At 52.4% G+C, this 25,601-nt stretch carries 27 protein-coding genes and 1 tRNA gene; 17 read left to right on the forward strand and 11 right to left on the reverse strand.

Annotation, left to right across the window (positions count from 1 at the left end; all coding sequences use genetic code 11):
- Positions 1 to 158: 158 nt before the first annotated feature.
- Together CHU32_RS21420 and CHU32_RS21425 are read left to right on the forward strand one after the other, a co-directional pair.
- Positions 159 to 584, forward strand: coding sequence for a GNAT family acetyltransferase (locus CHU32_RS21420; protein ID WP_103677924.1), 426 nt, complete (start codon positions 159 to 161; stop codon positions 582 to 584).
- A 103-nt stretch (positions 585 to 687) separates the two neighbouring features.
- On the forward strand, positions 688 to 1,050 hold the full coding sequence (locus tag CHU32_RS21425) for a DUF2919 family protein (RefSeq protein WP_425444906.1): 363 nt from the start codon (positions 688 to 690) through the stop codon (positions 1,048 to 1,050).
- Between the two features lie 47 nt (positions 1,051 to 1,097).
- Here CHU32_RS21425 and CHU32_RS21430 read toward each other — a convergent pair whose 3' ends face one another.
- Complete coding sequence (locus CHU32_RS21430; RefSeq protein WP_103677926.1) at positions 1,098 to 2,093, reverse strand: alpha/beta hydrolase family protein; 996 nt, start codon at positions 2,091 to 2,093, stop codon at positions 1,098 to 1,100.
- Between the two features lie 147 nt (positions 2,094 to 2,240).
- Here CHU32_RS21430 and CHU32_RS21435 point away from each other — a divergent pair, with 147 nt between their 5' ends.
- The 10 genes from CHU32_RS21435 to cysM all read left to right on the forward strand — a co-directional run bounded on the left by CHU32_RS21435 (position 2,241) and on the right by cysM (position 12,347).
- Complete coding sequence (locus CHU32_RS21435) at positions 2,241 to 2,678, forward strand: DUF2919 domain-containing protein (protein WP_103677927.1); 438 nt, start codon at positions 2,241 to 2,243, stop codon at positions 2,676 to 2,678.
- A 62-nt stretch (positions 2,679 to 2,740) separates the two neighbouring features.
- Positions 2,741 to 3,316 (forward strand): RpoE-regulated lipoprotein, encoded by a 576-nt coding sequence (locus CHU32_RS21440; RefSeq protein WP_103677928.1) that lies wholly within the window; start codon positions 2,741 to 2,743, stop codon positions 3,314 to 3,316.
- A gap of 87 nt (positions 3,317 to 3,403) precedes the next feature.
- Positions 3,404 to 4,303 carry a Dyp-type peroxidase gene (locus CHU32_RS21445; RefSeq protein WP_103677929.1) on the forward strand — a complete coding sequence of 300 codons (900 nt, stop codon included), beginning with the start codon at positions 3,404 to 3,406 and terminating at the stop codon, positions 4,301 to 4,303.
- Between the two features lie 327 nt (positions 4,304 to 4,630).
- Positions 4,631 to 6,052 carry a PTS N-acetylmuramic acid transporter subunit IIBC gene (murP, locus tag CHU32_RS21450; protein WP_103750927.1) on the forward strand — a complete coding sequence of 474 codons (1,422 nt, stop codon included), beginning with the start codon at positions 4,631 to 4,633 and terminating at the stop codon, positions 6,050 to 6,052.
- A 10-nt stretch (positions 6,053 to 6,062) separates the two neighbouring features.
- Positions 6,063 to 7,364 carry a penicillin binding protein PBP4B gene (pbp4b, locus tag CHU32_RS21455; RefSeq protein ID WP_176691696.1) on the forward strand — a complete coding sequence of 434 codons (1,302 nt, stop codon included), beginning with the start codon at positions 6,063 to 6,065 and terminating at the stop codon, positions 7,362 to 7,364.
- A 152-nt stretch (positions 7,365 to 7,516) separates the two neighbouring features.
- Entirely contained in the window at positions 7,517 to 8,533 is a 1,017-nt protein-coding gene (locus CHU32_RS21460) for a sulfate ABC transporter substrate-binding protein (protein ID WP_103677932.1), read from the forward strand.
- Positions 8,533 to 9,366: a sulfate/thiosulfate ABC transporter permease CysT gene (cysT, locus tag CHU32_RS21465; protein ID WP_103677933.1), complete on the forward strand. Its 834-nt coding sequence runs from the start codon at positions 8,533 to 8,535 to the stop codon at positions 9,364 to 9,366. The genes CHU32_RS21460 and cysT overlap by 1 nt, the downstream gene beginning before the upstream one ends.
- Positions 9,366 to 10,241, forward strand: a complete 876-nt coding sequence (gene cysW, locus CHU32_RS21470) for a sulfate/thiosulfate ABC transporter permease CysW (RefSeq protein ID WP_103677934.1) — start codon at positions 9,366 to 9,368, stop codon at positions 10,239 to 10,241. The genes cysT and cysW overlap by 1 nt, the downstream gene beginning before the upstream one ends.
- Positions 10,231 to 11,325: a sulfate/thiosulfate ABC transporter ATP-binding protein CysA gene (cysA, locus tag CHU32_RS21475; RefSeq protein WP_103677935.1), complete on the forward strand. Its 1,095-nt coding sequence runs from the start codon at positions 10,231 to 10,233 to the stop codon at positions 11,323 to 11,325. Before cysW ends, cysA begins: the two co-directional genes overlap by 11 nt.
- Before the next feature lie 110 nt (positions 11,326 to 11,435).
- Entirely contained in the window at positions 11,436 to 12,347 is a 912-nt protein-coding gene (cysM, locus tag CHU32_RS21480; protein WP_103677950.1) for a cysteine synthase CysM, read from the forward strand.
- Here the strand turns inward: cysM and CHU32_RS21485 are convergent.
- Together CHU32_RS21485 and CHU32_RS21490 are read right to left on the reverse strand one after the other, a co-directional pair.
- Complete coding sequence (locus CHU32_RS21485; protein ID WP_103677936.1) at positions 12,344 to 12,751, reverse strand: YybH family protein; 408 nt, start codon at positions 12,749 to 12,751, stop codon at positions 12,344 to 12,346. The genes cysM and CHU32_RS21485 overlap by 4 nt on opposite strands.
- 112 nt (positions 12,752 to 12,863) lie before the next feature.
- On the reverse strand, positions 12,864 to 13,238 hold the full coding sequence (locus CHU32_RS21490; protein ID WP_176691697.1) for a YfeK family protein: 375 nt from the start codon (positions 13,236 to 13,238) through the stop codon (positions 12,864 to 12,866).
- A 212-nt stretch (positions 13,239 to 13,450) separates the two neighbouring features.
- Here CHU32_RS21490 and pdxK point away from each other — a divergent pair, with 212 nt between their 5' ends.
- Positions 13,451 to 14,317: a pyridoxine/pyridoxal/pyridoxamine kinase gene (gene pdxK, locus CHU32_RS21495; protein ID WP_103677937.1), complete on the forward strand. Its 867-nt coding sequence runs from the start codon at positions 13,451 to 13,453 to the stop codon at positions 14,315 to 14,317.
- 41 nt (positions 14,318 to 14,358) lie between these two features.
- Here pdxK and crr read toward each other — a convergent pair whose 3' ends face one another.
- The 5 genes from crr to cysZ form a co-directional block, all read right to left on the reverse strand.
- Positions 14,359 to 14,868 (reverse strand): PTS glucose transporter subunit IIA, encoded by a 510-nt coding sequence (gene crr, locus CHU32_RS21500; RefSeq protein ID WP_103677938.1) that lies wholly within the window; start codon positions 14,866 to 14,868, stop codon positions 14,359 to 14,361.
- Between the two features lie 40 nt (positions 14,869 to 14,908).
- Positions 14,909 to 16,636: a phosphoenolpyruvate-protein phosphotransferase PtsI gene (gene ptsI, locus CHU32_RS21505; RefSeq protein WP_103677939.1), complete on the reverse strand. Its 1,728-nt coding sequence runs from the start codon at positions 16,634 to 16,636 to the stop codon at positions 14,909 to 14,911.
- A 44-nt stretch (positions 16,637 to 16,680) separates the two neighbouring features.
- Positions 16,681 to 16,938: a phosphocarrier protein Hpr gene (ptsH, locus tag CHU32_RS21510; protein ID WP_002913505.1), complete on the reverse strand. Its 258-nt coding sequence runs from the start codon at positions 16,936 to 16,938 to the stop codon at positions 16,681 to 16,683.
- A 384-nt stretch (positions 16,939 to 17,322) separates the two neighbouring features.
- On the reverse strand, positions 17,323 to 18,294 hold the full coding sequence (cysK, locus tag CHU32_RS21515; protein ID WP_103677940.1) for a cysteine synthase A: 972 nt from the start codon (positions 18,292 to 18,294) through the stop codon (positions 17,323 to 17,325).
- A gap of 152 nt (positions 18,295 to 18,446) precedes the next feature.
- Positions 18,447 to 19,208: a sulfate transporter CysZ gene (gene cysZ / locus CHU32_RS21520; RefSeq protein WP_103677941.1), complete on the reverse strand. Its 762-nt coding sequence runs from the start codon at positions 19,206 to 19,208 to the stop codon at positions 18,447 to 18,449.
- A gap of 230 nt (positions 19,209 to 19,438) precedes the next feature.
- Between cysZ and zipA the strand changes: the two genes are divergently transcribed.
- The 3 genes from zipA to CHU32_RS21535 all read left to right on the forward strand — a co-directional run bounded on the left by zipA (position 19,439) and on the right by CHU32_RS21535 (position 22,752).
- Positions 19,439 to 20,446, forward strand: coding sequence for a cell division protein ZipA (zipA, locus tag CHU32_RS21525; protein WP_103677942.1), 1,008 nt, complete (start codon positions 19,439 to 19,441; stop codon positions 20,444 to 20,446).
- A 68-nt stretch (positions 20,447 to 20,514) separates the two neighbouring features.
- Positions 20,515 to 22,533 carry an NAD-dependent DNA ligase LigA gene (gene ligA / locus CHU32_RS21530; RefSeq protein WP_103677943.1) on the forward strand — a complete coding sequence of 673 codons (2,019 nt, stop codon included), beginning with the start codon at positions 20,515 to 20,517 and terminating at the stop codon, positions 22,531 to 22,533.
- Positions 22,534 to 22,752: a DUF3820 family protein gene (locus CHU32_RS21535; RefSeq protein WP_103677944.1), complete on the forward strand. Its 219-nt coding sequence runs from the start codon at positions 22,534 to 22,536 to the stop codon at positions 22,750 to 22,752.
- Here CHU32_RS21535 and CHU32_RS21540 read toward each other — a convergent pair.
- Entirely contained in the window at positions 22,749 to 23,747 is a 999-nt protein-coding gene (locus tag CHU32_RS21540) for a bile acid:sodium symporter family protein (protein WP_103677945.1), read from the reverse strand. The two genes, CHU32_RS21535 and CHU32_RS21540, sit on opposite strands and share 4 nt — an antisense overlap.
- Before the next feature lie 89 nt (positions 23,748 to 23,836).
- Here CHU32_RS21540 and CHU32_RS21545 point away from each other — a divergent pair, with 89 nt between their 5' ends.
- Positions 23,837 to 24,763 carry a LysR family transcriptional regulator gene (locus CHU32_RS21545; protein ID WP_103677946.1) on the forward strand — a complete coding sequence of 309 codons (927 nt, stop codon included), beginning with the start codon at positions 23,837 to 23,839 and terminating at the stop codon, positions 24,761 to 24,763.
- Here the strand turns inward: CHU32_RS21545 and CHU32_RS21550 are convergent.
- Together CHU32_RS21550 and CHU32_RS21555 are read right to left on the reverse strand one after the other, a co-directional pair.
- Positions 24,754 to 25,065: a FlxA-like family protein gene (locus tag CHU32_RS21550; RefSeq protein ID WP_103677947.1), complete on the reverse strand. Its 312-nt coding sequence runs from the start codon at positions 25,063 to 25,065 to the stop codon at positions 24,754 to 24,756. The two genes, CHU32_RS21545 and CHU32_RS21550, sit on opposite strands and share 10 nt — an antisense overlap.
- Positions 25,066 to 25,447: 382 nt before the next feature.
- Positions 25,448 to 25,523: transfer RNA gene (locus tag CHU32_RS21555), tRNA-Lys, on the reverse strand.
- Between the last annotated feature and the right edge of the window lie 78 nt (positions 25,524 to 25,601).

Below are 25,601 nucleotides of genomic sequence, written 5' to 3' on the forward strand. Positions count from 1 at the left end.
CCGTTACGAACAATCGTGATGAGAATTGTTTTACTTTTCATTTCAATGCATGAACGTTCGACATTATGCCATTTTTTTACAACGGTTTCGCAAGTTATTGGCTAATCGGCATGTTCGCGCCATAATCAGTTTTTTAACCTGAAAAGGCACTCAATACCATGGAGATACGCGTATTTCGCCAGCAGGATTTCGAAGAGGTCATTACGCTTTGGGAGCGCTGCGATCTGCTGCGTCCATGGAATGATCCGGAAATGGACATCGAACGTAAGGTGAACCACGACGTCAGTTTGTTTCTGGTCGCTGAAGTCAATGGCGAAGTGGTGGGCACGGTGATGGGCGGTTATGACGGGCATCGCGGCTCGGCCTATTACCTCGGCGTGCATCCGGAATATCGCGGGCGCGGCATTGCCAATGCGCTGTTGAACCGGCTGGAGAAAAAGCTCATTGCGCGCGGCTGTCCGAAAGTGCAGATCATGGTGCGTGAAGACAATGATGTGGTGCTGGGAATGTATGAGCGGCTGGGCTATGAAACCGCCGACGTACTGACGCTGGGTAAGCGTTTGATTGAAGATGAAGAGTACTAAGCCTTTATTGTTTCCGTCTGATTATGATGACGGGGGGATGCTGAAACTTCCCTGGCTATTCTGGGGCGTATTGTTATTACAGTTACGTACTTTTAGCTCAGTAATGCATGCTATTGCTTTTGACGGCGTTCATTTTTCCGGAGGCGAGCTTTGGATAGCCTTATCGCCTGGCATACCTGCATTGTTGGTTTTTGTGCTGTTTATCAGGCCGAGGCAACCCGGACCTTATCAGTGTTGGGGACTCTGGTGCACCGGACGCTGGCTATTAATCCTCGGCCAATGTTTACATCTATGCTGGCCGCTTTTTAGCTGGACGCAAGGTGAACCCGTCACTGTCCTGTCCGCACTTTTTTTTATTGCTGATGGTGTAGCGTTATGGTGGGTAAAAACCAGTCAACGGCTGTGGGCTTGTTTCACCGCTGAGTATGGTTATCCCATTTATCATTATAAAAAAAGAGATTATTGACTGACGCGTTCTCCCTGCCGCGTCGAACGACAGGGAGCCGGTTGCTTTTATTCGATCTCGCTGGAAATTTGTTTCAGATCGTCTTCACTAAAGACAATATTGCACTTTTCGCCGGTATCCTTGAGGATTTTTTGCGCAATCATTTCGGTGACGGGCGCGATAATGCTGAAGTGGTCGCCGTTGGGGATTTTATTGATGATTAATGGGATTTTTTCTTTTTTAACGACGACGGCAATATTATCAAATGCCTTCCAGTACTCTGCTGCACCTTCAAAATACCACGTCGGTTTTTTTATCGATTTAATAAAGGTCGCCGGCGAACGTAAACGATACTCGTTGTCCGTTTTCTCAAAAGGCACCGGGACCATCATATTTCCGCCTTCAACGCGCGCTTTCAAGTCCGGTACCGCGCCGAGACTGAAATAAGCGCGGAATTTGTTGCTGTATTCGCTGGCAAGTAGCACGCGCGTACCGCCGGTGCTGTGTCCGGCCAGATAAATACGCTCAGGATCGACCCACGGCTGCCTGGCCAGCCAGTCATACGCGGCATCAATATCGTCCAGTTCACCGTAGAACATTTCATAGCTGCCGGGGTTATTATCTTCGCCACGGAAGCTCGGTAGCATTTCCACCAGCCCGGCCTTGCGGAACGCGCTGCCGCTTTGGTCGTTTTCGCGAGGTTGCTGCTGCCAGTGAAACTCGCCGTCGCTTAATCCGCCGTAGCCGCCCGTGATCCAGATCACCGCCGGATGGCGCTTGCCGTCATGAGGGTCGGGTGTGACGTAAGCCGCCATATTGCCGAGTTTCGTCGGATAGCTGGTCAGGACATACACGTCTTTCGGCGGGGTGACCAGATTGCCCGAGTCGGTGAAGCTCTTTTCAATGATGTGGGTAGTGAAACCTTTGCGTGCGTCGCGCAGCGTCTGCTCGCTGACGGTGACCTGATGACCCGTATCCGGGATAGCGATTGTCTCGCCCGCCTCATTGCAGGCGGTAACGGAAAATAATATACCTGCAAGCAGGCCATAACGGAAAAATGACATACACACTCCTTGTTGATGAAATGCCCGATATTATGAGGCGTTGTTACAGAAAAAACAGGATGGAACCGGACCCTGGCGGATTTATTCTGGCGGACAGGACATCACCCCGATGACGTGTATAATGCGCTTTTATTTTCAGGCGGACGCATGGATTTTCCTTCTGATTACGACCGTAACGGGCTGTTAAAACTCCCTTTTTTATTCTGGTGTGTACTGCTTCTTCAGGCACGCACCTGGGTATTATTTATTATGGCTGGGGCGTCGCGTGGACAGGGCGATGCATTGCTAAATCTGTTCTATCCCGATCATGATAATTTCTGGTGGGGGTTACTCCCGGGTGTACCCGCCGTGGTGACCTTTATCTTTTCCGGCCGACGGCAGCGTTTTCCCCGCTTCTGGTCAGCGTTACGCTGGGTGTTGATACTCGCTCAGTTGTGCTTATTGTTCTGGCAGCCTCTGCTATGGTATTTCGGCGAATCCGTGAGCGGGACGGGCCTGGCGCTGGTAGTACTGGATGTCTACGCCCTGATATGGCTGATGACCAACCGACGTTTACGCGCCTGTTTTACTCATCAGACAGATTAAACGGCACTTTTTGCCGTTGCTGTACTCCAACAGGCGTTGAATTGAAAAGAGAGGATGTGTGAATGAAATCGCTGCGTTTATTGATGTGCGTTATGCCTTTGGCACTGGCTGGCTGTTCGACAATGTCCTCGGTTAACTGGTCGGCGGCAAATCCGTGGAACTGGTTTGGTTCATCGGATGAGGTCACCGAGCAAGGCGTTAATGGCATTAGCAGTACAACGCCGCTGGAAGAAGAGGCCATCGGTGAGGCGCTGGGCAGCAGCTACCACCTTCGTAGCGGCATGAAAACCGACAACGGTAACATTGTGCGCTTTTTTGAAGCCGTGAAAGACAACAAAGTGGCGCTGGTGATTAACGGCGACAGCGGCACGGTCAGCCAAATCGATATCCAGGACCCCGATATCAAAACTGCCGACGGCGGAGAAATTGGCAGCGTCTTCAGCGATTTATATAAAAAAGCCTATGGCAACTGTCAGAAAGCATCAGGCGATCATGCCGGTGATGTTGAGTGCAAGGCTGAAGGCAGCCAGCATATCAGCTACCTCTTTACCGGTGAGTGGAGCGGCCCGGCGGATCTGATGCCATCGGACGATGCCTTGAAAAGCTGGAAAGTGAGCAAGATTATCTGGCGTCGTTAATTTGCGCCTGAACAAATTGCCCTGCTGAAAACCCTGTACAATAGCTGCATTTACGCCACCGTAGCGTGGCATTTTTCAGGAGTAGCAATGTCTCAGGTACAGAGTGGCATTTTGCCAGAACATTGTCGCGCGGCAATTTGGATTGAAGCCAATATAAAAGGGGAGACCGATCCCCTGCGCGCAGGCAGTAAACGATTTGCCGATAAGTTGGCCACCTTTCAGGCGCAGTTTCCTGATGCGCAATTGGGTGCCGTGGTGGCCTTTGGGCATAAAACGTGGCGCGAACTGAGCGATGGTGAAGGTGCTGAGGAGTTGAAAGACTTTATCCCTTACGGTAAAGGCCTTGCTCCGGCAACGCAATATGATGTGCTGATCCACATACTTTCTCTGCGTCACGACGTTAACTTTTCCCTCGCTCAGGCTGCACTGGAGGCGTTTGGTGACGCGCTGGACGTTCAGGAAGAAATCCACGGTTTCCGCTGGGTGGAAGACCGCGATCTGAGTGGCTTCGTTGACGGCACCGAAAACCCGGCGGGTGAAGACACGCGCCGCGAGGTGGCGGTGATCAAAGAGGGCATTGATGCGGGTGGCAGTTACGTGTTTGTTCAGCGCTGGGAGCATAACCTTAAACAGCTAAACCGGATGAGCACGCACGATCAGGAGATGATGATCGGCCGCACCAAAGCGGACAATGAAGAGATCGACGGTGACGAGCGTCCGGTAACATCGCATCTCAGCCGGGTCGATCTCAAAGAGAACGGTAAGGGCCTGAAAATTGTCCGCCAGAGCCTGCCTTATGGCACGGCGAGCGGCACCCACGGCCTGTACTTCTGTGCCTACTGCGCGCGCCTGTACAACATCGAACAACAGCTGCTGAGTATGTTTGGCGATACCGACGGCAAACGTGACGCAATGCTGCGTTTTACCCGTCCGGTCACCGGTGGTTATTACTTTGCACCGTCGCTCGACAGATTGCTGGCGCTATAAATAAAGGGAACGGGCAAGCGTCGACGTGCTCCGCGTGCCCGACGGCGCTGCGCTTGCGCGGGCCTGCATTTTAATAATAACTTGTTGATATTTAATATTGGCAGGCCGGGTAAGGCGAAGCCGCCACCCGGCATGATACACACGTGCTCTGGTGGCTCCTCTAACCCGCTAAATAACATGGTTTTGTCATTGCTTTAAAATGCGTTATCCCACTTTCCCTCCCATACTGTGACCTTTCTGGAAAATCTTTTGTTCAACGCTGGGCACGACGCTCTCTGAGCGCATAATGATGTTATTCATTCTTCTGTAGCACGGATGAGAAAAATAATGGCAAAAACAATAGGTAAAGAATTACTGGCGCAAATTATCACGCTGGTGGGTGGCAACGAAAACATTACCTCGTGCGGGAATTGTATGACTCGCCTGCGCCTGCGGGTGCTGGATACCACGCGCATTGATAACACCATTAGCGAAAAACTTGCCGGGCAGGTGAGCGGCGTGGTGATCAACGGCAATGAGGTACAGGTTGTCTTTGGCGTCGGCAAGGCCCAGCGTGCCGCGGAGGCAATGAATGCGCTTCTTGGCAATAAGGATCTTAAATCCATCGCGGCGGAAAATAAAAGCCAGCTAAAAAGTAAGCAGCAATCCTCGGTTCAACAATTTCTGGCTAATTTTGCCACCATTTTTACTCCCCTTATTCCCGGCTTTATTGCAGCGGGGTTGATGCTGGGTATCGCCACGTTAATGGGGACGTTGATGCACGTTGCGCCAGATGCCAAAGGCACTCTGCCGGATGCGCTGAATTTTTTAAAGGTGTTTAGCAAAGGTCTGTTCACCTTCCTGGTGCTGCTGGTCGGTTATAATGCGCAAAAGGCGTTTGGCGGTACCGGCGTCAATGGGGCGATTATTGCCTCGCTCTTTATCCTCGGGTATAACCCGCAGGCGACGGTAGGCTATTACTCCGGGTTGCAGGATTTCTTCGGCATAACTATCGATCCGCGCGGTAATATCATTGGCGTGCTGCTTGCCGCGTGGGCGGGAGCGAAAATCGAACGCTTCATCAGACGCTACGTACCCGATGAACTGGATATGATCCTGACCTCCATGCTGACCTTGCTTATCACAGCGGCGTTAACTTTTATCATCATCATGCCCATCGGCGTCTGGCTATTCCAGGGCATGTCGTGGCTGTTTATGCACCTGAACAGTAATCCACTCGGCTGCGCGGTGCTGGCCGGGGTATTCCTGATTGCGGTGGTTTTTGGGGTGCATCAGGGATTTATTCCGGTTTATCTGGCGCTGATGGATTCCCAGGGGTTTAACTCTTTATTTCCAATCCTCTCCATGGCGGGTGCCGGCCAGGTTGGCGCGGCACTGGCGCTATACTGGCGGTCAGATAAAGCCTCACTCCTTCGCTCACAAATTCGCGGTGCAATTATTCCTGGCCTGCTGGGCGTGGGAGAGCCTCTGATTTATGGCGTGACGTTGCCGCGAATGAAACCCTTTGTTACCGCCTGCCTTGGCGGGGCTGTCGGCGGGCTTTTCATTGGTACTATCGCCTGGTTAGGTTTGCCGGTGGGGCTGAACAGTGCATTTGGTCCGTCCGGACTGGTGGCGTTACCGCTGATGACATCGCACGAAGGGATTTTCCCCGCTATTGCCGTCTACGGCGGTGGCATTCTCGTCGCCTACGTCGCCGGATTTATCATTACCGCACTATTTGGCTGTAAAAATGTCGATTTACGTTAAGGGATTAGCCATGAAATTAACACCACTTCTCGCGGTTTTCTTCGCAGTCGTACTCCCTGCTCAGGCGGCTGACACCGCGCCGTTAACTGTCGCCAGCCCGGAATCTGTCGGTTTTGACAGTCAGAAACTGCATCGGCTGGAGTCATGGATTCAGCAGCAGGTAGACGCAGGGTATCCAGGGATGAATGTCCTCATCCTGAAAGATAACCATATCGTGTTGCAAAAAGCCTGGGGCTACGCCAAAAAATACGAGGGCTCAACACTGCTCTCCACGCCAGTTAAGGCCACGCCGGAGACGTTATATGATTTAGCCTCTAACACCAAAATGTATGCCACCAATTTCGCGCTGCAAAAGCTGGTCTACGAGGGCAAAATTAATATCAACGATACGGTGGCGCATTATCTTCCTGGCTTTGCCGATCGACCGACGGATAAGATAAAGGGTAAAGACACGCTGCGTATTGTCGATATCCTGCATCACACTGCGGGTTTTCCTGCCGACCCGCAGTATCCCAATAAAAAAGTGGCGGGCACGCTGTATTCCCAGAACAAAGCCACCACCCTTGAGATGATCAAACGCACGCCGCTGGAATACGCTCCAGGTAGTCGCCACGTTTATAGCGATGTCGATTATATGATCCTCGGCTTTATTATTGAGTCAGTCACCGGTCAGCCGCTGGACCACTATGTGGAAGAGAATATTTACCGTCCACTGGGGCTGACGCATACGGTATTTAATCCGCTGCAAAAAGGCTTTCAGCCCGCGCAAATAGCCGCGACGGAACTGCACGGTAATACCCGTGACGGGGTGATTGATTTTCCCAACGTGCGTACTTATACCCTGCAGGGGGAAGTCCATGATGAAAAGGCATGGTATTCCATGGGCGGTGTTTCCGGCCATGCCGGGCTGTTTTCGAATACCGGTGATATCGCTATCCTGATGCAGGTCATGCTTAATGGCGGCCATTATAAAAACGTCACGCTGTTCGATCAAAAAACCACCGAGGCGTTTACCCGCAGTTCATCAGCCGACCCGACGTATGGTCTCGGCTGGCGAGTGAATGCCAATGCCTCTATGACCTCAACGTTCGGTATGCTGGCCACACCGCAAACCTACGGACATACCGGGTGGACCGGAACGCTGACGGTCATCGATCCGCAAAAGCACATGGCTATTGTTGTCTTGAGCAATAAGCCGCATTCGCCGGTTGCCGATCCGCATGTCAATCCTAACCTCTTCGTTAGCGGACAACTGCCAGCAGCCACCTATGGCTGGATTGTTGACGGGGTTTACGGCGCGCTCAAACGCTGATAAAAAGGGCTGCGTTTATTCGCAGCCCTGGTTTCTTCTTATTCCCTTTTCGACTGGAAAATCACGAAACGGTATATAAAACCGTTACTCCTTTCACGTCCGTTATAAATATTATGGCTATTAGAAAGTCATCAAATTTATAAGGGTGCGCAATGGTCGCTAAATCACTGAAAAAAAGGTATCTGGTCCTGGCGGCATCCGTGTTGCTGACTGCGCAGGCACAGGCGACCGAACTGCTGAACAGTTCTTATGATGTTTCCCGCGAGCTATTTGCGGCCCTTAATCCGCCTTTTGAACAGCAATGGGCCAACGATAATGGCGGCGATAAGCTGACCATCAAACAATCTCACGCCGGATCATCAAAACAGGCGCTGGCGATTTTACAAGGGCTGAAGGCTGATGTTGTTACCTATAATCAGGTGACCGATGTGCAAATCCTGCACGATAAAGGCAAGCTTATTCCAGCTGACTGGCAGAGCCGCTTGCCCAACAACAGCTCTCCGTTCTACTCAACGATGGCGTTTCTGGTCCGCAAGGGCAACCCAAAAAATATTCATGACTGGAACGATTTGGTGCGTTCTGACGTGAAGCTGATCTTCCCGAATCCGAAAACGTCTGGTAACGCACGCTACACCTATTTAGCCGCCTGGGGCGCGGCGGATAAAGCCGACGGCGGCGATAAGGCCAAAACCGTGCAGTTTATGACTCAGTTTCTCAAGAACGTCGAAGTATTTGATACCGGCGGTCGTGGTGCTACCACCACGTTTGTGGAACGCGGACTGGGCGACGTACTGATAAGCTTTGAATCTGAAGTGAACAACATCCGTAAACAGTATGAGGCGCAGGGCTTTGAGGTTGTGGTGCCGAAAGTCAATATTCTGGCGGAGTTCCCGGTGGCATGGGTGGATAAATACGTTAAAGCTAACGGCACGGAAAAAGCGGCAAAAGCCTACCTGAACTGGCTCTATAGCCCGCAGGCGCAAACCATTATTACCGACTACTACTATCGCGTGAACAACGCTGAAGTGATGGACAAGCTGAAAGATAAATTCCCGCAGACCGACCTGTTCCGCGTGGAAGACCGGTTTGGCTCCTGGCCTGAAGTGATGAAAACCCATTTTGCCAGCGGTGGTGAATTAGACAAACTGTTAGCGGCGGGGCGGAAGTAATGTTTGCAGTTTCCACCCGGCGCGTGCTGCCGGGCTTTACCTTAAGTCTCGGCACCAGCCTGCTGTTTGTATGCCTGATCATGCTGCTGCCGTTAAGCGCGCTGGTGATGCAACTTTCCCAGATGAGCTGGGAACAATACTGGGAGGTGATCACCAATCCCCAGGTGGTTGCGGCCTATAAAGTCACGCTACTGTCGGCTTTTGTGGCCTCGGTATTTAACGGCGTATTTGGTCTGCTGATGGCGTGGATCTTAACCCGTTATCGCTTTCCCGGCCGTACGCTGCTGGATGCCCTGATCGACCTGCCGTTTGCCCTGCCAACCGCGGTGGCCGGTTTGACGCTGGCTTCGCTGTTCTCGGTCAACGGCTTCTACGGTGAGTGGCTGGCTACGTTTGATATCAAAGTGACCTATACATGGCTTGGGATCGCGGTCGCGATGGCCTTTACCAGCATTCCGTTTGTGGTGCGTACCGTTCAGCCGGTGCTTGAGGAATTAGGGCCGGAGTATGAAGAAGCGGCGGAAACCCTCGGTGCGACAAGGCTGCAAAGCTTTCGCAAAGTCGTGCTGCCCGAGCTTTCTCCGGCGCTGATGGCGGGGGTGGCGTTGTCTTTCACCCGCAGTCTGGGGGAGTTTGGCGCGGTGATTTTCATCGCCGGGAATATCGCCTGGAAAACTGAAGTGACTTCGCTGATGATTTTTGTGCGCTTGCAGGAGTTTGATTACCCGGCGGCCAGTGCGATTGCTTCGGTGATCCTCGCCGCCTCGTTATTGCTGCTGTTTTCGATTAACACCCTGCAAAGTCGCTTTGGTCGACGTGTGGTAGGTCATTAATGACAATCGTTGCTCAAGTGAAACGTTTAGACGCGCCCCGTATTAACTGGGGAAAATGGTTTCTGATTGCGGCCGGCGTGCTGCTGTCGGTGTTCATTCTGGTCGTGCCGATGGTGTATATCTTCGTCCAGGCATTCAGTAAGGGATTAGCGCCGGTACTGCAAAACTTAAGCGATCCGGACATGCTGCACGCCATCTGGCTGACGGTGCTGATTGCGCTGATCACCGTACCGGTTAATCTGCTTTTTGGCACGCTGCTGGCGTGGCTGGTCACGCGTTTTAACTTTCCTGGCCGCCAGCTATTGCTGACGCTGCTGGACATCCCGTTTGCTGTCTCGCCAGTGGTGGCGGGGCTGATTTACCTGCTGTTTTACGGCTCTAATGGTCCGCTCGGTGGCTGGCTGGATGAGCATAATCTGCAGGTAATGTTTGCCTGGCCGGGTATGGTGCTGGTGACGATTTTTGTCACCTGTCCGTTTGTGGTGCGTGAACTGGTGCCGGTGATGCTCAGCCAGGGCAGTCACGAAGATGAAGCGGCCATTTTACTGGGTGCCTCTGGCTGGCAAATGTTCCGGCGCGTGACATTGCCAAATATTCGCTGGGCGCTGCTGTACGGTGTGGTGCTGACCAACGCCCGTGCGATTGGTGAGTTTGGTGCGGTGTCGGTGGTTTCCGGCTCCATTCGTGGTGAAACCCTGTCACTGCCGCTACAAATTGAATTGCTTGAGCAGGACTATAATACCGTCGGCTCGTTTACCGCTGCCGCCCTGCTGGCGTTGATGGCGATTTTGACCCTGTTTTTGAAGAGTGCGTTGCAGTGGCGTTTAAGCAATCAGGAGCGCCGCCTGCAACAGGAGGGAAATCATGAGCATTGAGATTGCCAGAATTAAGAAGTCTTTTGGTCGCACCCAGGTGCTGAATGATATCTCGCTGGATATCCCTTCCGGACAAATGGTGGCGTTGCTTGGGCCTTCAGGCTCGGGTAAAACCACGCTGCTGCGGATTATTGCCGGGCTTGAACACCAGACCAGCGGCAATATTCGTTTTCACGGCACCGACGTCAGCCGCCTGCATGCGCGCGATCGTAAGGTAGGGTTTGTATTTCAACACTACGCCCTGTTTCGCCATATGACGGTATTCGACAATATTGCTTTTGGTTTGAGCGTATTGCCACGCCGCGAGCGCCCGAATGCTGCGACCATTAAAGCGAAAGTGACCCGTCTGCTGGAGATGGTCCAGTTGTCGCATCTTGCCGAACGCTTCCCGGCGCAGCTGTCCGGCGGGCAGAAGCAGCGCGTGGCCCTGGCGCGCGCGTTGGCCGTGGAACCGCAAATTTTGCTGCTTGATGAACCCTTTGGTGCGCTGGATGCGCAGGTTCGTAAAGAGCTGCGGCGCTGGCTGCGTCAATTGCATGAAGAGCTGAAGTTTACCAGCGTCTTTGTGACCCACGATCAGGAAGAAGCGATGGAAGTTGCCGATCGCGTGGTGGTGATGAGTCAGGGCAATATTGAACAAGTAGACGTCCCGGATCAGGTCTGGCGGGAACCGGCGACCCGTTTCGTACTGGAATTTATGGGCGAGGTCAATCGCTTGCAGGGCACCGTGCGCGGTGGTCAGTTCCATGTCGGCGCACACCGCTGGCCTCTGGGATATTCACCAGCTCATCAGGGGCCGGTCGAACTTTTCCTGCGCCCGTGGGAAGTGGATATCAGCCGGCGTACCAGCCTTGATGCACCGTTGCCGGTGCAGGTACTGGAAGCCAGCCCGAAAGGCCACTACACCCAATTAGTCGTCCAGCCACTGGGGTGGTATAACGAGCCGTTAAACGTAGTTATGCAGGATGAAAACGCGCCGGTCCGCGGCGAAAGATTATTTGTCGGTCTGCAACACGCACGTTTATATAACGGCAATGAGCGTATAGAATCCCGGCAGCCGCTTGCTCTGGCGAAGTCTGCCTGATAGCTTAACCGCACGTGGTTTGGCCGGGAAGCATGGTGCTTGCTCTGCCTGAATTTGCCTTCCCCAGGCCCGGTAGCGAAACGCCGCCGGGCATTTTGTTGGACAAAAATGTGAACACATTAGAACACACCATCGGTAACACGCCGCTGGTTAAACTTCAGCGTCTGGGCCCGGATAACGGCAGCGAAATCTGGCTCAAGCTGGAAGGTAATAATCCTGCCGGATCGGTTAAAGATCGGGCGGCGCTGTCGATGATCGTTGAAGCGGAAAAACGCGGCGATATTCAACCGGGCGATACGCTAATTGAAGCGACCAGCGGTAACACCGGCATTGCGCTGGCGATGATTGCTGCGCTGAAAGGTTATCGTATGAAACTGCTGATGCCGGACAACATGAGCCAGGAGCGACGCGCCGCGATGCGGGCTTATGGTGCGGAGCTTATTCTTGTCAGCAAAGCGCAGGGGATGGAAGGTGCACGTGATTTGGCCCTGTTAATGGCTGAACGCGGGGAGGGCAAGCTGCTCGATCAATTCAACAACCCGGATAATCCTTACGCGCATTACACCACGACCGGCCCGGAAATCTGGCAGCAAACGGCGGGGCGTATTACGCATTTTGTTTCCAGCATGGGCACTACCGGCACCATCACCGGCGTTTCGCGCTTTATGCGTGAGCAGGCGAAACCGGTCACCATTGTGGGCTTACAGCCGGAGGAGGGCAGCAGCATTCCGGGCATTCGCCGCTGGCCTGCGGAGTATATGCCGGGGATTTATAACGCCTCACTGGTGGATGAAGTCCTGGATATTCATCAGAATGATGCGGAAAACACCATGCGCGAACTGGCGGTGCGCGAAGGGATTTTCTGCGGCGTCAGCTCTGGCGGTGCGGTGGCCGGGGCGCTGCGTGTGGCACAGACGAATCCGGGGGCGGTAGTGGTGGCGATTATTTGCGATCGTGGCGATCGTTATCTTTCTACTGGCGTATTTGGTGAAGAGCACTTTAACCAGGGGGCGGGGATTTAAGCCTCTGCATCGAGTAAATCGGTTCCGTAAGAGTTATCCACGGTGCATAGCCAGCCGCCATCATCTTGTTGGCGGAAAACATAGGTTGCGCGGCGCGTAACCTGGATGGCGTTTCCCGTAGGGGAAGGAATGGCCAGGTGGGTTTCCATTATCACCAGCGCGTTGCCACCGCCTTCGATAATCTCCATCTTTCCCTGACTTACTACCAGTCGGTGCTGAAAATAATCAGCGATGGCGATAAACGCATTTTGGATATTATCCTTTCCGCTTACCACCCTCCCTGGCTTGACGACCAACGTAGCATCTTCAGCGTAATATGCCATTAAGGTGGCATAGTCTTCCTGCGATATGGCGCGATCGCAGGCTGCTATTACCTCTTTTAACGTTAAGGCTGATGATGGCATGTAATCGACTCTCAAGCTGGAATATTATGCTGCTATTATGACAGCAGTGGGAAGGTCAGGCATAGCGAATCTCAGCGTTGGCCAACGTCCTTCCCAAAATGTTCATCGCTAATTATTTGTCCTCATCAGGCACCGTCTTATCAGTTTCTGCAATCAACGCATGCAGATAACTCTTTGCGTTTTCATCGCTTTTGCCAGGAATTTTGACGATATAAGGCTTCCCACTGATAGACGATGAAGAAGCAACTTTATCAATAAACTGCTCGGCAGTATCAATGCGGTTACGGGTATTGCTCAGCTTCAGGCGCAGGTGGGAAACCGCTTCTTCACAATTATGTGCATCACCATTACGTATAAAAGTGAGATCCTGCTTTTGCGCCAGTGCAGTCAGCATGGCGTTGATGCGTGCTTCTTCGTGGGGGCTAAGTTTGGCAAAGGCAGGAAGCGACATGAGAAGCGCAATAATGACACAAAGGCATTTTTTCATTGAATGATCCTTTTCAATTAATCTGTTACCGCTTTCAGACAGCTCAGGGACCGAGAAGTTGCACGTTAGTCTGACAGGACAAGACATTTGCTAACTTTTTCATAAACGCGCAAAATTCTCATGGGCAGAGGATGACAACGCTAAAACATACTCTGAAAAACGATGAAAAACAGGCAAGGTATTAATACGCAATCCAGCGACAGGAGAGGTGTGTGGGTCAGGAGAATGATATACAGTCCGTGCTTTTCGACGATAAACATCGCGCATTACAAACCGATATTGTCGCCGTTCAGTCTCAGGTAGTGTACGGCAGCGTGGGTAACAGCATTGCGGTGCCGGCCATCAAGGCGAATGGGTTACGAGTAACGGCAGTACCGACGGTGCTGTTCAGCAACACACCGCATTATGAAACGTATTATGGCGGTATTATTCCCGCTGAGTGGTTTAGCGGCTACCTTCAAGCGTTAACAGAGCGTGATGCGTTGCGCGAGCTGAAAGCCGTGACGACGGGCTATATGGGTAGCGCAGAGCAAATCGCGCTGCTGGCGCAGTGGCTGAAAACACTGCGCGTCACGCATCCGCAGCTCGCGATTCTGGTCGATCCGGTGATTGGCGATATCGACAGCGGAATGTACGTCAAAGCAGAGATCCCGCAGGCTTACCGTCAACACCTGCTGCCATTGGCTGAAGGGCTGACGCCGAATGTGTTTGAACTGGAAATGTTGAGCGGAAAACCGTGTGCAACGCTGGATCAGGCTGTTGCGGCTGCGAAAACGTTGCTCTCGGATACGTTGAAATGGATTGTCATTACTAGTGCGCCGGGGGAAACCAGAGATACTATGAATGTGGCGGTGGTGACGGCTGAGCATGTAGATGTGATTGCGCACCCGCGGGTGAAAACCGATCTCAAAGGGACAGGGGACTTGTTCTGCGCAGAGCTTATCAGCGGTATTGTTAAGGGTAACCCACTGACCCTGGCAACGCAGCACGCGGCAGAACGCGTTCTGGCAACCATGACCTGGACACAGCAATGCGGCTGTGATGAGTTAATTCTGCCACCAACAGAGCAGCACGTATAAAAAATGGCACCCGGGGGTGCCATTTTTCACTGCGGCAAGAATTACTTCTTGATGCGAATTACCGGGGTTTCACCCACAGTGACGCTACCGGACAGCTTGATCAGTTCTTTGATCTCGTCCATGTTGGAGATAACGACCGGAGTCAGGGTTGACTTGGCTTTCTCTTCCAGCAACGGCAGATCGAATTCAATGACCGGATCGCCAACTTTTACGCGCTGACCTTCTTCAGCGACGCGCTTAAAGCCTTCGCCTTTCAGTTCAACGGTGTCGATACCGAAGTGCACGAACAGCTCAATGCCGCTGTCGGATTCGATTGAGAACGCATGGTTGGTTTCAAAGATTTTGCCGATGGTTCCATCAACCGGTGCAACCATTTTGTTACCGGTTGGTTTGATAGCAATGCCATCTCCAACAATTTTCTCAGCAAAAACAACATCCGGCACATCTTCGATATTCACGATTTCGCCAGACAGCGGAGCAATAATCTCAATAGTTCCGGTGTCTTTCTTATCATCAGAAACCAGAGATTTCAATTTATCAAACAAACCCATGATCTTCTCCTAAGCAGTAAATTGGGCCGCATCTCGTGGATTAGCAGATTGTTTTTTCTTCAATGAACTTGTTAACCAGCGTCATTAACTCGTCCGTTGTCGGTTGAGCAAGAGCCTGCTCTGCTAATACCTTCGCATCTTCGAAATTCGTGTTACGGATAATTTTCTTAATGCGCGGGATAGAAATGGAGCTCATTGAGAACTCGTCCAGACCCATCCCTAACAACAGAAGTGTAGCACGTTCGTCGCCTGCAAGCTCACCACACATGCCTGTCCATTTGCCTTCTGCATGAGACGCATCAATAACTTGCTTGATAAGCGTCAGCACGGACGGGGACATCGGCTGGTAGAGATGCGAAATCATATCATTACCACGGTCAACTGCCAGGGTGTACTGGGTCAAATCATTGGTACCGATACTAAAGAAATCAACTTCTTTGGCCAGATGACGAGCAATGGTTGCCGCAGCCGGTGTTTCCACCATCACGCCAATCTCAATGCTTTCATCAAAGGCTTTACCTTCGTCGCGCAGTTCCTGTTTATAGATTTCGATCTCTTTGCGCAGGGCGCGAACTTCTTCAACAGAGATGATCATCGGGAACATAATGCGCAGCTTACCGAAAGCAGATGCACGCAGGATAGCGCGAACCTGGTCACGCAGAATCTCTTTACGATCCATGGCGATACGCACAGCACGCCAGCCCAGGAATGGGTTTTCTTCTTTCGGGAAGTTCATGTACGGCAGTTCTTTATCGCCACCGATGTCCATGGTACGCACGATGACCGCCTGAGAACCACAGGCTTCAGCAACGGCTTTATACGCTGAGAACTGTTCTTCTTCAGTCGGCAGCGCGTCGCGGTCCATGAACAGGAATTCAGTGCGGTACAAGCCAACACCTTCTGCGCCGTTACGTTCTGCACCATCAACGTCACGCACGGTGCCGATGTTAGCGCAGACTTCAACCTGATGGCCGTCAAGAGTGATAGCCGGCAGATCTTTAAGCTTAGCCAGTTCCGCTTTTTCGCTGGCAACCTGCTCCTGAACGGCGCGCAGTTGCTCAATTTCTTCATTAGTAGGGTTGACGTAAACTTTATTATTTACGGCATCCAGAATCAGATAATCGCCGTTTTTCACCTGTGCGGTTACGCTACCGGTGCCCACGATGGCTGGCAGTTCAAGGGAACGCGCCATGATAGAGGTGTGGGAGGTACGGCCACCAACGTCAGTAATAAAGCCCAGTACCTTTTGCAGGTTAAGCTGTGCTGTTTCGGACGGGGTGAGGTCGGCTGCAACAAGAATGACTTCGTCCTGAATGGAACCGAGGTCGATAATCGGCATGCCAAGGATGTTGCGCATTAAACGCTTACCGATGTCACGTACGTCAGCCGCACGCTCTTTCAGGTATTCATCGTCCAGCTCTTCTAAAGCAGTGGCTTGCCCTTCGATAACTTCATGCGCTGCGGCATCCGCAGTCATGTGTTTATCTTTAATCAGGGCTATGATTTCCTGCTCCAGCTCCTCATCTTCGAGCAGCATAATATGCCCTTCAAAGATGGCCTCTTTTTCTTCACCAAAAGTTTCGCCAGCTTTGGTTTTAATAGCTTCCAGCTGGGCAGACGCTTTGGCGCGACCGCTCAGAAAACGTTCAACTTCCTGATCGACTTTGTCGGCAGAAACTTTTTTCCGGTCGATGACAATCTCATCTTCTTTAAGCAACAACGCGTTGCCAAAAGCGATACCCGGGGATGCTAAAATGCCTGAAATCATAACCCTACCTTACTTGTGACTGATATTTAAAAGAACCCGTGAACTTACTCGAGTTCAGCCATCAGTTTAACCAGATGCTCAACTGCTTTTTGCTCGTCTTCACCTTCAGCGGACAGGGTGACAACGGTACCCTGAGTCAGACCCAGAGTTTGCAGTTTGAACAGGCTTTTTGCGCTGGCGCTTTTGCCATTAGACGTCACAGTAATTTCGGAAGTAAAACCTTTCGCTTCTTTCACAAATTGAGCTGCAGGGCGGGTGTGAAGACCGTTCGGAGCGGTAATAGTCACTTCTTGCTGGAACATTATATTTCCCCAACTTATAGGTTTAGTGTTGTGGATCTAAAGTTTAGCCTGTTGACCAAACTTTAGCCTGGATCAATAAGCGCCTGCGTAAACGGTGACGACGCCGTCACCTGTAAACGAAATCCGGGACAGGAACTACTGGCCGTAGACGTTTAGCGCGTCATTAAACATTATGCCGCGAAAGCGAGAGTTGAACCAAATCATAAAATCGATTCAGCCAGTGGAAAAGCCACTTTTGAATAATTTCGCGGATCAAAATAATTCTGCTGGTTAAATACCAGACCTGACGGGGTGAAGCAATGCCTGCTGGAGCAAAAGTTTGAAGTACGCCACAAAAAAAGCACCCCGCAGGGTGCTTTTTTACGCATTTTTTACAACCTGGCACTACTGTTGCAACTCTTTTTCTGTGAACAGATCGGCAAACAGTGCGGTGCTCAGATAACGCTCACCCGAAGAGGGTAGGATAACCACAATATTCTTATTGGTAAAGGCTTCATCTTGCTGTAATTTCAGCGCTGCTGCGACGGCGGCACCGGACGAGATACCCGCGAGAATTCCTTCTTCTTCCATCAGCTTACGTGCAGTAGAAATGGCTTCCTCATTGGTAATGCCAACGACTTTATCGACCAGTTTAAGATCGAGGTTGCCGGGAATAAAGCCTGCACCAATGCCCTGAATTTTATGGGGGCCTGGTTTGAGCTCCTCGCCTGCCAGCGCCTGAGCGATAACCGGAGAGTCCGTGGGTTCAACCGCAACGGTAATCAGATCGCCTTTCCCTTTGGTGTTTTTAATATAGCGGCTGACGCCGGTCAGCGTACCGCCCGTGCCCACGCCGGAGATAAAGACATCAACCTGACCGTCGGTATCTTCCCAAATTTCAGGACCGGTGGTTTTCTCATGAATTTCCGGGTTTGCCGGATTACTGAACTGCTGAAGCAGAAGATACTTAGACGGATCGCTGGCCACGATTTCTTCCGCTTTCTGGATGGCACCTTTCATCCCCTTTGCACCTTCCGTCAGTACCAGATTTGCCCCCAGCGCTTTGAGCAGCTTGCGGCGCTCAACGCTCATGGTTTCCGGCATGGTCAGCGTTAGCTTGTAGCCACGCGCAGCGGCAACATAGGCCAGCGCAATCCCGGTGTTACCACTGGTGGGCTCAACCAGTTCAATACCTGCTTTTAAAACGCCGCGTTTTTCGGCATCCCAAATCATATTGGCACCGATTCGGCATTTAACGCTAAAGCTCGGGTTACGTGATTCCACCTTCGCCAGAATGCGTCCATTACCGATTCGGTTCAGTCGAACCAGTGGCGTATGACCGATAGTCAGCGAGTTATCTTCAAAAATCTTACTCATGGCCTGTCCTTAACTGTTTGAAATTTGGGATGACGCTACCAGCATACCTGCTCAGACAATATGCGGAAGTAAGGATTTCGCATATCTATATGCCCCCTGGAAATAATGATGACCAGTATGGAATAAGACGCGGAATAATCCAGTCACTACGCTTATCGCCATGATGCATGTGCTTGACGAAAGTTATCCACCCACATTGAGGTTGCGCCGCATATCGCGACCGGCATGATAAACAGGTTGATTATTGGGATCATGGTAAAGAGGTTTACCATCATGCCAAATTGCATATTAGTCATCTTGCGACCGCGCAGCGCCTCACGCATGGTACGAAATGGCACTTTATGATTATCAAAAGGGTAGTCGCAGTACTGAATCGCCATCATCCAGGCGCTGAACAGGAACCACAATACCGGAGCCACTGTCTGGCCGATGCCGGGAATAAAATAAAGAATCAGTAACAACACCGCCCGGGGCAAATACCACGCAAGCTTTTGCCACTCGCGCTTCATTACCCGCGGCAAATCTTTCATTATTCCCAGTACACCGCTATCCGGAGGCGTTGCACCGGTCAGGCGAGCTTCAAGTTGCTCTGCCAGCAAACCGTTAAAGGGCGCGGCAATCCAGTTGGTAATGGTGGAAAAAAGATAGCCAAAGACCAGTAATATAGAAAGGACCGCCAGCGGCCAGATCAGATAGCTTAGCCACTGAAGCCAGTCAGGGACATAACTGAGCAGGGCAGGTATCCAACGGTCCAGCCGGGTAAATAACCACCAGAAGGCACCCCCCATCAACAAAATGTTAATAAGCAACGGCATAAAAACGAAACGACGAATACCCGGAAGCGCGATCAGTTTCCATCCCTGGGAAAAGTAAAAAATACCGCTTCGTGAGGGTGTTGAAGAGGACGACGTCATGTTCAGGCAAAGCTCCTTTTACTGCTGGCAGATAAGTTACGCGCCTATATTATCCGGTTGGCTGGCAATGAACAGCTGAGAAATGTTCGAAAAAACAGCAAAAGGCACGATTTAGTTCATCTTTATGCGGGGAAATCCGTGCGCGCACTTGCACTCAGCGTAATCGACAAATACTCTTAAGGTGTAAATGTTTGCCGTGGTGGCAAGGTGTTAGAACAACAGAGAATATAATGATGCAGGATTTGCGTCTGATATTAATCATTGTTGGCGCGATCGCCATAATCGCTTTACTGGTTCACGGTTTCTGGACCAGCCGTAAAGAGCGCTCTTCTATGTTCCGCGATCGCCCACTTAAGCGCATGAAGTCGCAGCGTGATGATGACGAGTCTGATAGCCACGATTTCGACGATGAGGTTGAAAGCGTAGGAGAAGTGCGCGTTCATCGGGTGAATAACCCCCATACCGCCGCGCCTGGGGAACATGACGTGCCTCAACAGCCTCAGCACCGTTATCAGCCTCCTTATGAATCGGCACAGCCGCGCCAGGCTCCGCCTGCCGTACATCAGGATGAGCCGGTACGTCAGCCGCCGGTTCAACAGGTACCGCAGCCTCAATCATCGGTTCAGCAACAACAGCCGCCCGTTCAGCAGGCGCAACCACCGGTTCAGCAGCATCAGCCTGCGCAACCGCAGCAACCTGTGCGCCAACCACAGCAGCCACCGGCACCGCAATACGCGCCGCAGCCGACACCTGAGCCTCAGCCGGTGCCTGAACCGCAGCCACAACCCGTTGAGCCAGCACCAGAGAAACCCAAACGTGCTGAAACGGTTATCGTCATGAATGTTTCCGCGCACCAGGGCGCGCAAATCAGCGGCGAGCTGTTGATCAATAGTATTCAGCAGGCCGGTTTTAAATTTGGCGATATGAATATTTTCCATCGTCATCTTAGTACTGACGGTGGTGGTCCGGTGCTATTCAGCCTGGCAAACATGGTCAAACCGGGTTTCTTCGAGTCTGAGTCCATGACAGATTTCGCAACGCCCGGTGTCACCATCTTTATGCAGGTACCTTCCTACGGGGATGAATTGCAAAATTTCAAGCTGATGCTGCAATCGGCGCAATATATTGCCGATGAAGTGGGCGGCGTGGTGCTTGACGATCAGCGCCGGATGATGACCCCGCAGAAACTGCGTGAATATCAGGACCGTATTCGCGAGGTGAAAGAAGCCAACGCGTAACGGCTCGCGGCTTCACTTTTCTTTCTGAACCCCCGCATGTCGGGGGTTTTTTATATTGATGGTGTGATATGGAATCTATTGAACAACAACTGACTGAGCTGCGAACCACGCTTCGCCACCATGAATACCTGTATCACGTAATGGATGCACCGGAAGTGCCCGATGCCGAATATGACAGGCTAATGCGTGAGCTGCGTGAGCTGGAAGCACAACACCCCGATCTGATCACGCCTGACTCTCCCACGCAGCGTGTGGGTGCCGCACCATTGACCTCATTTAGCCAGGTGCGTCATGAAATACCCATGCTCTCTCTGGATAACGTGTTCGATGAAGCGAGTTTCCTGGCCTTTAACAAACGCGTGCAGGACAGACTTAAGAATCCCGACGCGCTGACCTGGTGCTGCGAGCTGAAGCTCGACGGCCTGGCGGTTAGTATCCTCTACGAGAATGGCGTGCTGGTACGCGCGGCAACGCGTGGTGACGGTACGACCGGCGAGGATATTACCAGCAACGTGCGCACCATCCGCGCCATTCCGCTTAAGCTACACGGCAAAGGCATTCCGGCTCGTCTGGAAGTGCGTGGCGAAGTTTTCCTGCCGCAGAGTGGATTTGAGAAAATTAACGAGGATGCACGGAAAAAAGGCGGAAAAGTGTTTGCCAATCCTCGCAACGCGGCAGCAGGCTCGCTGCGCCAGCTGGACCCGCGTATTACGGCGGCGCGCCCGCTAACCTTTTTCTGCTATGGCGTAGGCATTCTGGAAGGCGGTGAACTGCCGGACACCCACCTCGGGCGGCTGCTGCAATTTAAAGCGTGGGGGTTGCCGGTGAGCGATCGGGTGACGCTGTGCGATTCCCCGCAGGCCGTGCTGGCGTTCTATCAAAAGGTGGGTGAGGATCGTCCAACGCTGGGCTTTGATATCGACGGGGTGGTCATTAAGGTTAACGCACTGGCGCTCCAGGAGCAGCTTGGCTACGTTTCCCGCTCCCCGCGCTGGGCGGTGGCGTTTAAGTTTCCGGCCCAGGAACAGATGACGACGGTGCGCGACGTAGAGTTCCAGGTGGGCCGTACCGGTGCGATTACGCCGGTCGCGAGGCTTGAGCCTGTCCATGTTGCCGGTGTGCTGGTCAGTAACGCGACCTTGCATAATGCGGATGAAATTGAGCGTCTGGGGCTGCGAATTGGTGATAAAGTCGTCATCCGCCGCGCCGGAGATGTGATCCCGCAGGTGGTGAATGTGGTCATCTCCGAACGTCCGGATGAGACGCGCCCCATCGTATTCCCGGCGCAGTGTCCGGTATGTGGCTCTGACGTCGAGCGGGTGGAGGGTGAGGCGGTCACCCGCTGTACCGGCGGGCTGATTTGTGGCGCTCAGCGCAAAGAATCGCTCAAACATTTTGTGTCACGCCGTGCGATGGATGTAGATGGTATGGGCGACAAAATTATCGATCAACTGGTCGAGAAAGAATATGTCCATACCCCTGCTGACCTGTTTCGCCTGACGGCCGGAAAACTAACCGGGCTGGATCGGATGGGCCCTAAATCGGCGCAAAACCTCGTTAATGCGCTGGAACACGCCAAAGAAACCACCTTTGCCCGTTTCTTGTATGCGCTGGGTATTCGCGAGGTCGGTGAGTCAACGGCAGCCGGGCTGGCAAGTTACTTTGGTACGCTGGAGGCCTTAGCGGCAGCCACGGTGGAAGACCTGCAAAAGGTGCCTGATGTCGGTGTTGTCGTCGCAAAGCACGTTTTCAACTTCTTTGAAGAAGACAGTAACCGGGATGTTATCCGCCAGTTGGTTGAAGACGTAGGCATCCACTGGCCCGCGCCGGTAATGGTTAAAGCCGAAGAGATCGACAGTCCGTTCGCCGGGAAAACCGTGGTCCTCACCGGTAGTCTGAGCCTGATGTCGCGCGATGATGCCAAAGATCGTCTGACGGCGCTGGGGGCAAAAGTGTCCGGCAGCGTGTCGAAGAAAACCGATCTGGTGATCGCCGGTGAAGCCGCAGGCTCAAAGCTGGCGAAAGCGCAGGAACTGGGGATTGAGGTTATCGATGAAGCGGAGATGATCCGCCTGCTGGGAGAGTAAGTGGAAAAAGAGCAGCTTATCGAGATTGCCAATACCGTGATGCCGTTTGGTAAATACCAGGGCCGCCGGCTGATTGACCTGCCGGAGGAGTATTTACTGTGGTTTGCCCGTAAGGATGAGTTTCCGGCAGGAAAACTGGGCGAGCTGATGCAAATCACGCTACTGATTAAAACCGAGGGGCTGACACAGCTGGTACAGCCCCTGAAACGCCCGCTTTAAACTTTTGCGGCGTGGGCTTGTGCCTGCGCCTGCAATTTCTCGGTCTGGCGTTTATAGCGACGCGCCAGTACCGCGCAAACCATCAGCTGGATCTGGTGGAAGATCATCAGCGGCAGGACCATCATCCCAATCACCGACACCGGGAAGAGAATGTTGGCCATCGGAATGCCGTTCGCCAGGCTTTTCTTCGATCCGCAGAAGACAATGGTAATTTCATCTGCTTTATTGAAGCCGCCTTTGCGGGCAACAAAAATATTCACTGCAATGACAATCGCCAGCAGCACCAGGCTGACCACAACGATAAACAGTAGTGAACCCGGGCCGACTTTATGCCAGATGCCGTTGACCACCGCTTCGCTAAAGGCGGAATACACCACTAACAAAATAGACGTTTGATCGGTTTTGCCAATCCACTTTTTATGCCGCGCTACCCAGTCACCAATAAGTGGTCGGGAAAGATGGCCGAGAACAAACGGCAGCAGCAGTTGCAGCATAATTTTGCCGACCTGCTGTAAGCTTCCCTCCGCGCCGTGCATATTCATCACCAGCCCTACCAGCAACGGTGAAAGGAAGATCCCCAGCAGGCTGGAGGCAGAAGCAGAGCACACCGCCGCCGCTACATTACCACCTGCAAGTGAGGTAAAGGCAATCGCCGACTGGACCGTTGCAGGCAGAATGCACAGATAAAGAAAACCGGTATAGATTTGTGGATCGACATTGACCGGAGCCCACCAGGCAAACAGCACGCCGAGCACCGGGAACAGGACAAACGTGCTGCACATTACCCACAAATGCAACCGCCAGTGGCTACCACCGGCAATAATCGCCTCACGAGACAGCTTGGCACCGTGCATAAAAAATAACAGCGCAATGGCCGCCGTGGTCAGCCACTCGAAGTACTGCACAAAATTACCGCGTGCCGGAAAGAAAGAGGCCAGCAGAACAACGCAAACCAGGGTAAGCGTAAAAGGATCAAGAATACGAAAAAGTTTCATAAATGCTCCTGAATAGCGATAACCCTATTGTGCTTTTTTCCCTTTGAGAAATAAAATTGATTTATTGCATCTATTCATGAATAAAAAAGATGAATTACACACTTCGTCAACTACGTGTTTTTATCACTGTCGCCCGGGTCAAAAGCTTCAGCCGGGCAGGGGAGATTGTTGGCCTAAGCCAGTCGGCAGTCAGTCATAGCGTGAAGGAACTGGAACAGCAAACCGGCGTGCGTTTGCTGGACCGCACCACGCGTGAAGTGGCGTTGACCGAGGCGGGGCAGCAGCTGGCATCACGCCTTGAGCGGATTCTGGATGAACTGCACAGCACGTTGCGCGAAGCAGGGCAAGTAGGTACGCAGTTAACCGGTAAAGTCAGGATCGCCGCCAGCCAGACCATTTCGGCGCATCTTATTCCACAGTGCATCGCCGAAAGTAACCGTTGTTATCCTCAGATTGATTTTATGCTCCATGACCGCCCGCAGCAGTGGGTGCTGGAGAGTATCCGCCAGGGAGAGGTCGATTTCGGTATTGTCATTGATCCTGGCGCGGTGAATGATTTGCAATGTGAAACCATTCTGTCTGAACCGTTTTTATTGTTGTGTCGCCAGGATCATCCCTTTGCGTTACGCGAGCACATCACCTGGCAGGAATTGCAGTCCGAACGGCTGGTGCTTCAGGATTATGCCTCCGGTAGCCGCCCGCTCATTGACGCCGCGCTGGCCAGCCTCGCCGTCAGTGCAAATATTGTGCAGGAAATTGGGCATCCGGCCACGTTATTTCCGATGGTGGAAGCAGGGATTGGCATCAGCGTGCTGCCGGCGTTGGCCCTGCCTTTACCGCAGGGTAGTCATTTGCTGGTGAAGCGATTGACACCGGTAGTAGAGAGACAACTGATGCTGGCCCGGCGCAAAAATCGTTCGCTTTCAACTGCCGCGCAGGCGCTGTGGGAAATTGTCCGCGCGCAGGCGAGCGAACTGGCGGCAGAACGCGTGCATGATTCGCTCTATCAAATATAGATATCGATCTGATTGTCGGTAGAAGGGCGGTTAACGCCTTCCTTTTTTTGCTGCTGCGCCTGTTCCTGCTGCGACTTCTCCAGTTGCTTGCTTTGTAGCATGGCCAACTGTGCCTGAAGCATATCGATTTGTGACTGAATCATCTCCTGCTGTTTTTGTTTCTCTTCCGCGCCGAGGCTCGAATCTGCCAGCTCTTTAAGTTGTTGCGTTAATTTGGTGATTTGTCGGTATATCCCGGCAATTTCTGAAGAAGCGCTACTGCTGGTACTGTGCACCGAGGCGGTGGCCGAAATCGTGGTCATGGCATTTTCCTTGTTAGCCGTAAATAGTGGTTATCGGCTGAAAAGGCGCAGACATGATAGTCAATAGCCATCGCCTGGTACACGATGCGCCCGGGCAATGGCTATCGGGATCAGGCTTTGTGCGTAAAGCGCTGATAAATTTCATCTGCGGCCGCTTTATAAGCCTGCGCTTTTAACCCCTGAATAATACTGCGCTGACAAGAATAATCATCAGCGAGCGGCCATATCCTGAAAGTAAACGCAACATAACAACTATCCTTATCCCTGTAAAAACTATGGGGAAGATATTCGCTATTGCGCACGAAGTCGAGGAGGGAAACGGACCTGAAATGGACGATGCCTGAAAACAACAAAAGCGCCAGAAGGCGCTTTTGTTTAAATTTGGTGGGTCGTGCAGGATTCGAACCTGCGACCAATTGATTAAAAGTCAACTGCTCTACCAACTGAGCTAACGACCCGAAGTGGTGGGTGATGACGGGATCGAACCGCCGACCCCCTCCTTGTAAGGGAGGTGCTCTCCCAGCTGAGCTAATCAC

Source organism: Superficieibacter electus, assembly GCF_002915575.1.
GTDB lineage: Bacteria > Pseudomonadota > Gammaproteobacteria > Enterobacterales > Enterobacteriaceae > Superficieibacter > Superficieibacter electus.